This is a genomic window from Synechococcus sp. W60.3 (assembly GCF_047502615.1).
Classification (GTDB): domain Bacteria; phylum Cyanobacteriota; class Cyanobacteriia; order Thermostichales; family Thermostichaceae; genus Thermostichus.
The window spans coordinates 1-7,486 of record NZ_JANSHJ010000050.1; the positions used below are offsets into that span (position 1 = coordinate 1).

At 61.3% G+C, this 7,486-nt stretch carries 10 protein-coding genes; 5 read left to right on the forward strand and 5 right to left on the reverse strand.

The window, feature by feature from the left end; all coding sequences use genetic code 11:
• Nucleotides 1-116 precede the first annotated feature (116 nt).
• On the forward strand, nt 117-281 hold the full coding sequence (locus NW846_RS11945; RefSeq protein ID WP_414347897.1) for a hypothetical protein: 165 nt from the start codon (nt 117-119) through the stop codon (nt 279-281).
• Between the two features lie 28 nt (nt 282-309).
• On the opposite strand, the gene gatC is transcribed toward NW846_RS11945, so the two are convergent.
• The 3 genes from gatC to NW846_RS11960 all read right to left on the reverse strand — a co-directional run bounded on the left by gatC (nt 310) and on the right by NW846_RS11960 (nt 1,575).
• On the reverse strand, nt 310-603 hold the full coding sequence (gene gatC / locus NW846_RS11950) for an Asp-tRNA(Asn)/Glu-tRNA(Gln) amidotransferase subunit GatC (protein ID WP_011430197.1): 294 nt from the start codon (nt 601-603) through the stop codon (nt 310-312).
• A 67-nt stretch (nt 604-670) separates the two neighbouring features.
• Entirely contained in the window at nt 671-1,192 is a 522-nt protein-coding gene (locus NW846_RS11955) for a photosystem I assembly protein Ycf3 (protein WP_011430196.1), read from the reverse strand.
• Between the two features lie 77 nt (nt 1,193-1,269).
• Nucleotides 1,270-1,575, reverse strand: a complete 306-nt coding sequence (locus NW846_RS11960; RefSeq protein ID WP_099813191.1) for a chlororespiratory reduction protein 7 — start codon at nt 1,573-1,575, stop codon at nt 1,270-1,272.
• A 122-nt stretch (nt 1,576-1,697) separates the two neighbouring features.
• Between NW846_RS11960 and trpS the strand changes: the two genes are divergently transcribed.
• A complete protein-coding gene (trpS, locus tag NW846_RS11965; RefSeq protein ID WP_414347902.1) occupies nt 1,698-2,693 on the forward strand; it encodes a tryptophan--tRNA ligase in 996 nt (331 codons plus the stop codon).
• A 12-nt stretch (nt 2,694-2,705) separates the two neighbouring features.
• Here trpS and NW846_RS11970 read toward each other — a convergent pair whose 3' ends face one another.
• Nucleotides 2,706-3,707 carry a DMT family transporter gene (locus tag NW846_RS11970; RefSeq protein WP_414347905.1) on the reverse strand — a complete coding sequence of 334 codons (1,002 nt, stop codon included), beginning with the start codon at nt 3,705-3,707 and terminating at the stop codon, nt 2,706-2,708.
• 95 nt (nt 3,708-3,802) lie between these two features.
• Between NW846_RS11970 and truB the strand changes: the two genes are divergently transcribed.
• Nucleotides 3,803-4,711 (forward strand): tRNA pseudouridine(55) synthase TruB, encoded by a 909-nt coding sequence (gene truB / locus NW846_RS11975; protein ID WP_414347909.1) that lies wholly within the window; start codon nt 3,803-3,805, stop codon nt 4,709-4,711.
• A gap of 225 nt (nt 4,712-4,936) precedes the next feature.
• Nucleotides 4,937-5,440, forward strand: coding sequence for an allophycocyanin subunit beta (gene apcB, locus NW846_RS11980; RefSeq protein WP_011430191.1), 504 nt, complete (start codon nt 4,937-4,939; stop codon nt 5,438-5,440).
• A gap of 1 nt (nt 5,441) precedes the next feature.
• Here apcB and NW846_RS11985 read toward each other — a convergent pair whose 3' ends face one another.
• Nucleotides 5,442-6,119 (reverse strand): TIGR03943 family putative permease subunit, encoded by a 678-nt coding sequence (locus NW846_RS11985; protein WP_011430190.1) that lies wholly within the window; start codon nt 6,117-6,119, stop codon nt 5,442-5,444.
• 303 nt (nt 6,120-6,422) lie between these two features.
• On the opposite strand from NW846_RS11985, the gene NW846_RS11990 reads away from it, so the two are divergent.
• Complete coding sequence (locus NW846_RS11990; RefSeq protein ID WP_011430188.1) at nt 6,423-7,424, forward strand: zinc-dependent alcohol dehydrogenase family protein; 1,002 nt, start codon at nt 6,423-6,425, stop codon at nt 7,422-7,424.
• The last annotated feature ends 62 nt before the right edge of the window (nt 7,425-7,486 follow it).

Genomic DNA, 7,486 nt, shown 5'->3' on the forward strand with positions numbered 1-7,486 from the left:
ATTGAACCCCTTCGTCTCACCGCCTATCCTCCAGCCCGCCAAGCTGCGCTGTGGCGGGAGTACCCCAGAGGTTCTGATGGACGCAAGCCAACCGCTCGCTTGAGAATACCCGCCTGGTGCTCTGGTACAGCTTTGGCTGCAACCATTTCCCCCGCACCGAAGACTGGCCGGTGATGCCGGTTAGCTACATCGGCTTTCTGCTCAAGCCGTTGGGCTTCTTCGAGTGCAACCCGGCCCTGGATGTGCCTCCTCCCCCCCCCAAAGAGCAAAAGCTGCTGTAGCTCATAGCTGCAGGGCTTGCCAGTTGGGCTAATCTTCCCCTTCTAGGATGCGGGGCACCTTGAAGAACATGTCAGCGCGGTCGGGAGCGTTGGCCAGGATCCCTTCGATATTGGGGTAGGGCTCCACTTGGTCGGGGCGAGTGGGCAGCTCCGCATCCAGCACATGAAAGGTGGGCTCTACCCCTTCCGTATCCAGTTCTTTCAGTTGCTCCACGTAGGCCAAGATATCGGCCAGTTGCTCGGTAAACTGGATTTCCTCTTCTTCCGTAAGCTCCAGCCGCGCCAGGTGGGCAACATGTTGCACCTCTTCTCGTGTCAGCATCCTTCCTTTCCGCCAGCAGGTTTGACTTCTGGTCAATCTAGCTGAACTGGGGTACTTGGGGGAAGACTTAATACAGCTCCAGGTTGGCGCGTCCCGTGGTCTTGAGCCAGTTTTGCGCCTCGATGTAGTTGTTGGGGGCAATGCGAATGGCGCGGATCCAGTATTGAGCCGCCTCATCGAACAGGGCCTCTGCCGTTTCCTCATCCCCGGCCTGCAGGCTCTGCTCGCCCTTGTGGTGCAGCAAGACGGCAATGTTGTTTAGGGCAGAACAGAGGCGGGGGTTCAGCTCCAGGGCCTGGTGGTAGTACTCCAGGGCTTTGTCCAGTTCGCCATTGCTCTGGTAGATCAGGCCCATGTTGTAGAGGATGTAGCTGCGGTCTTCGTCGTCTTGCTCCAGGGCCAGGGCTTCTCGGTAGTTTTCTAGAGCCTCGGCATATTCTCCCTCGCTCTGGGCCGCCATGCCGTCCCGGTAGTAGGCAAAGGCCTTCTTCTGCTCAGGACTCACCCCCGGCATCAGCTTCAGGATCAGGTCAGCCATGACGGTGAAGGTTTTGTCGATGAAGTTGTCGTTCTTCATGCTGCGCGGCATGATTGACCCCCTTAGAGCGCAGGACAGGGTATCTCTTCTTTGGGTTGTAGCATGCCTATGGGATCCCGTGCGTGGCCTCAAGCCGGATGCTGGCCGGGGCGAGAAGAAGCTGAGGGGCGCTTGCGCAGGCGTACAGGATGCCACTGCACGGTTTCGCCAGGGGAGACCTCCACCTCACAGGCCGTGTCGATGAGCCGTTGCGCCTGGGCTTGAGGGGTGGGATAGCGGGCCAGATCTGCATCCACCAGATGGGGGTGCTCCTGCAACAGCCGCACAAGGAACTCCTGCAATTCCTCGGGGGTGAGAAATTGCTCTGGCAGGCCCGGGATCAGCAGCACGTAGTGGTTGGCAGCACGCAGCAGTTCTGGCTCCGGGTCTGCCATGGTTTCGGGTTGCTGTCTTTCTTCCCTCATAAACCAACGGGTTGCGGCTCTCTTGATATCCTGAACAAAGACTTTCTTGGTTCTCGTCCTCCCTCTTGTTGGCGTTTGAGATCGCTTTTCCTATGGCCAAGCCGCGCACGCTTTCTGGAATCCAGCCCTCCGGCGAGTTGCACCTGGGCAATTACTTGGGGGCCATTAAAAACTGGGTGGCCGAGCAGGAGCGCTACGAGAACTTCTTCTGCATTGTGGATCAACATGCCATTACTGTGCCCCAGGATCCCAAGCTGCTGAGGGAGCGCACCCGTTCTTTGTTTGCTCTCTACCTGGCCTGTGGCCTCAGCCTGGAGCACTGTGTGCTGTTTGTGCAGTCCCACGTGCCCGCCCACACGGAGCTGGCCTGGCTGTTCACCACCATCACCCCTATGAACTGGGCGGAGCGCATGATCCAGTACAAGGAAAAAAAAGAGAAGCAGGGAGAGGAAACGAGTGTTGGCCTGTTCAGCTACCCGATTTTGCAGGCAGCGGATATTCTCCTCTACCAGCCCAAGTATGTGCCGGTAGGGGAGGATCAGCGGCAGCACATCGAGCTGTGTCGGGACATTGCCCGCCGCTTTAACGACCGCTTTGGGGAGGTGTTTGTGATCCCAGAGGCGCTGATTCGCCCGCAGGGGGCGCGGATCATGAGCTTGACCGATGGCACCCGCAAAATGTCTAAGTCGGATCCCTCGGATTTCAGCCGCATTCACTTGCTAGACGACCCCGACACGATCCGCAAGAAGATCCAAAAATGCAAGACCGACTCGATTCGGGGCATTGCCTTCGACGACCCGGCACGCCCGGAGGCCCACAATTTGCTGACGATCTACATGCTCACCTCCGGCAAAAGCAAGGAGGAGGTGGCGGCTGAGTGCGCCGAGATGGGATGGGGACAGTTCAAGCCCCTCCTCGCCGACAGCATTATCGCCATCCTGGAGCCCATTCAAAAGCGCTACCGGGAGCTCTCGAGTGACCCCGACTACCTCCACGGGCTGATGCGGGAAAATGCCGCCAAGGCCCGTGCCGTGGCCGAGCAAACCCTCCAAAAAGCGCGGGATGCCATGGGGTTTCTGCCCCCCTAGGAGAAGGCTCCCTTAGTCGGGTCGGCCATCGCGGATCTCGACGGTGCTGAACTCCAGGCCCAGCTCCGAGAGGATCCCTGGCCAGGCCAGGCGCAGGCGCTCCTGCCACTCCTGCCGGTGGTTGATGACATACACGCAGACCAGGGTAATGCCCACTCCCACCCATTGCACCGGCGTCAGGGTCTCGCCCAGGAAGGTACTGCCGAAGAGGAGGGCAAAGATGGGGGTGAGAAACGTGAGGGAGCTGAATTCGGTGAGATTTTCCTGAGAGGCGAAGTAGAAGAAGAGGGCGTAGGCCACGGCGCTCCCCATCACCGAAGCGTAGAGCAGGCCCAGCCAGTGGGCGCCGCTCAGGTGCTGCCATTGCTCGCTTTCTGTTAGCGCTGAGAGCAGGATCAAGGGCAGGCTGCCCAATACCATGTGCCAGCCTGTCGCCAACACCGGATCCGCCACCTCCGCCACCTTCGGCATCATCACGGTGCCAATGGCCATCGACAGGGAAGCCAGCAACATCCAGACCACGCCGGCCCCCACCTGCAGGGATCCTTCCCCGCCGAGGCCGATAAGGCTGATACCGACCACGCCCAGCCCCAGACTCAGCCAGCCCAGGGATCCCATCCGCTCCCGGTAAAACCAGGTGGCCATCAGGGCCACCGCCAGCGGCTGCGAGTCGATCAGCACGGATCCCAGCCCGGCGCCGGTCTCTCTCAACCCTTGCGCCAAAAATCCCTGAAAACAGGTGCCGTCCACCAGGGCAAAGGTCAAGACCCACAGCCACCCCCGCAGCCCCTGGGGATGCCAGGGCTGAGAGGCCGCAGAGGCCCGCCCTTGCCAAAGCCGAAAGGCTAAAACCAGGATCCCGGCTGGCAACAGCCGCAGAATGGCCATGAAGAGAGGAGTGGTCTCGGAGAGGGCATCTCGCATGGCCACCATCGCCGAGCCCCACAGGAAAAAAGGGGCGATCATCAACAGGCGTTGCCAGATAGGCTGAGGAAACAGGCCAGATTGCGCCATAGGTGCTTCCAACTCGCAGACAGAAATCAACCCTATGTTAAGCGCTGCGGCAGTTCGGTTACAAATCTTAATTACTGATCAATGACTGATGGGTGATGGGCAGCGTGGGATCCCTGGAGGGCTTTCTCAACCTGGATAAGCCGGCCGGGCTCACCTCCCACGACTGTGTGGCGGTGGTGCGGCGGGTCTTGCGCACCCGCCAGGTGGGGCATGGCGGCACTTTGGATCCGGCGGCAACGGGAGTTCTGCCCATTGCCGTGGGGCGGGCGACGCGCTTTTTGGCGTTTTTGTCGGGGGACAAGGTCTATCGGGCCACCTTTCGCTTTGGGCAGCGCAGCGACACCGACGATGCCGAGGGGCAGATCCAGGTGGGATCCCCTTGTCCGGAGCTGAGCCGCGAGCAGGTGGAGGAATGTCTGCGGGAGTTTGTCGGCGAGATCTGGCAGGTGCCGCCTCTTTACAGCGCCATCAAGCGGCAGGGGAAAAAGCTCTACGAGCTGGCCCGGGCCGGGGCAGAGGCGGCAGAACTGGGGCTGGAGCCGCGGAGAGTAGTGATTCGACACCTGCAGATCTTGGGCTGGCGCTCTGGCGAGTTCCCGGAAGTGGATCTGGAGATCGCCTGTGGCCCCGGCACCTACATCCGCGCCCTCGCCCGCGACGTGGGGGAGAAATTGGGCTGCGGAGGCTTGATGAGCCGCCTGCGACGGCTGCAAAGTGGCCCTTTTCGCAGCGAAGAGAGCCTGCCCCTGGAGCAGTGGCAGGGATCCGCCGATCCCGCTGCTGCCCTGTTGCCGATTGAGTGGGGATTTCGCAGTTGGAACTCAGTATTCTTATCTCCGGCTGAGGCGCAGCGCTGGCGACAAGGTCAGGCCATTCCTCTGGATCCGGCTCAGGCCACTGCCGAGACCCTGCGGGTCATGAGCGGAGAGGGAGAATTTTTGGGCTTGGGGCACAGCCAAGCAGGTCAGCTCAAGCCGCTGCGGGTGTTGCTGCCGGATCCCTAGAGCGTTGCAGAAAAGTTACATTTTCGTAACAACATCTGCCATTGGCTGAGGAGAAGGCGGGAAAGAACCCCCCGCATGCTAAACTTCTGGGGGCAAGCGGGGAGCTCGGAGCGCTGCCGGTGTTGGGCTCTGGCTCGATTTTCCAAGGTTGGCCTTTGGACGTTGCCGGCAAAATTCTCATCTCAAGCTACTTTTACATAGAGTTACAGGAAGGGAGTTGGGAATATGCGGGATGCCGTAACCACACTGATCAAAACCTATGACCTGGCCGGCCGCTACTTGGATCGGAATGCCATGGACGCGCTCAAGGCCTTTTACGATTCGGGTCTGCGGCGCATCCAGGCCGTGCAGGTGATTAACCTCAACTCGGTGGACATTGTCAAGACGGCTGCTGCGGCCATGTTTGCCCAGGTGCCGGATCTAATCCGTCCGGGCGGCAACGCCTATACCACCCGCCGCTACGCCACCTGTTTGCGGGATATGGACTACTTCCTGCGCTACGCTTCCTACGCCCTGGTGGCCGCTGATACCAGCATCTTGGACGAGCGCGTCCTGGCTGGTCTGCGGGAAACCTACAACTCCCTGGGGGTGCCGATTGCCCCGACAGTGATTGGGATCCAGAACATGAAGCAGCGCACCCTGGAGCTGCTCGGCTCCGACGAGGATTACAGCTTTGTGGCCGAGCCCTTCGATTACATGAGCGCTAAACTCAGCGAAACCGACATCTAACCTACTCGTCGGCGTAGGGATTGGCCGGCACCGGTATTGGCTCCACCTGATCGGCCAGGATCACCAACTGAGGCTGGCCATCCCGTTGCTCCACGGCCATCCGCCCTTCCAGACGCAGCCAACTGTCCGGAGCCAGCTCCTCCGAGCGGGGCCAGCGCACCGGCAAGCCGACCGGGTAGGCATCGGCAGCGCAGCAACTCACCAAAAAGCGAGCGATGACAAAGTGGTCAGGTTGCTCGTCAGGAACGACGAACCCCTGCACCTGCACCGGCTGGCCTTCATAGGTATAGGGATCCGGGTAGACATCCAGGGTGCGCACCCAGTCCAGCAGGGTGCGCTGGCGTGGATCAATCTTGGGACGAAAAGCCTGCGGCTGGCTGCGAGAGGCACCCAAATAGGGAGATACCCCCCGGTTGAGGGCCGTCTGGCTGGAGAGGGGACGGGGCTCGACCCAAAACCCCAGCAGCGCCGTCAGGATCAAGAGCGCCGCCCCCAGGCGCGACCCCAACAGGGAGACATGGCTTTCCGAGGGCGCGACTTTGGCCCCCCGCCACCGGCCAATCCCCAGGCCCAGCAGGCACAGGCCGGCCAGCAGAGCCACGTTTACATAGGCGGGGTTAATCAACAGCAGCAGGGTGCCCCGCCAGCGGTAGACGATGAGCAGGCTCCCCAGGAGCATCAGCCCAGCAGCATCCCAATAGGCTGGGTTACCCCAGCCGAGCCAGGAGCGCGATCCCAGGCCAGCTCTAGTTGCTTTTGACCGTGCCTTGCCGCCGAGAGAGCCAGAACCACCTGCGGGCATGGGCTACCGCTTGCCTCCACAACTCCGAAGCTTAGTTTAGGGCAAGGGATCCCTGGAGCGGTTCTCTTGGCTTATGCTACTAACCATTGTTCAGAGACCCCCTTGCCGGTGTATCCTCAGGAGCGCGGCGGCAATCGCGGGGCAGCAAGTCGAGCAAACCGAGCCTGAACACTTGAGAAGATGAAAGCCATCCTCATGAGCGTGCCGGGTGGGCCGGAGGTCTTGCAACTGCAGGAGGTGCCCGACCCGCAGATTCGCGGCGAGCGGGAGCTGCGTGTCCGCCTCAAGGCCGCCGGCGTCAACCCCATCGACACCAAGCTGCGGCGGCGAGGCACCTTCTACCCCGAGGAGATGCCGGCCATTTTGGGATGCGATGGCGCCGGCGTTGTAGAAGCCGTGGGATCTGGGGTCAGGCAGTTTCGGGTTGGGGACGAAGTTTACTTCTGCCACGGCGGCCTGGGCAGAGAGGCGGGGAACTACGCCGAGCTAATCGTGGTCGATGAGCGCTTCGTCGCTCCCAAGCCCAGAACCCTCAGCTTTGCCGAGGCTGCCGCCGCTCCCCTGGTGCTGATCACCGCCTGGGAAGCCCTCTACGACCGGGGACGGCTGCAGGCCGGCCAAAAGGTGCTCATCCACGCCGGGGCAGGGGGTGTTGGCCATGTGGCCGTCCAACTGGCCCGTCTGCGGGGATGCCAAGTGGCTACCACCGTGAGCACGCCGGAAAAGGCCGAGTTTGTCCGTTTGCTGGGGGCCAGCTTGCCCATCTTCTATCGCCAGACCGACTTTGTGCGGGCCGTTCTGGATTGGACGGAGGAGGAGGGAGTGGATCTTGCTCTCGATACCCTTGGCGGCCCAGTGCTGGAGCAGACCTTCCCTGCCGTGCGCGTGTACGGCGATCTCGTGACCCTGCTGGCGCCAGCTCCAGAGACCGATTGGCGGGTGGCCCGCGACCGCAACTTGCGAGTGAGCTTTGAGCTGATGCTCACCCCTATGCTGAAGAACCTCATCGTTGCTCGGCAAAACCAGGCGGAGATCCTCCGGCAGTGCGCCCGCCTCATCGACCAGGGCCAACTGCGCATCCGGCTCAGCCACACCTTTCCCCTGGCCGAAGCGGCTGCCGCTCACCGGCTGCTGGAACAGGGATCCGTTTTGGGCAAAATTGCCTTAACCATCTCCGACTAGGCATGCTGGAGCATGACTCTAGTCAATGATACGCTGGACTATACTGAAAATAATGTACAGTA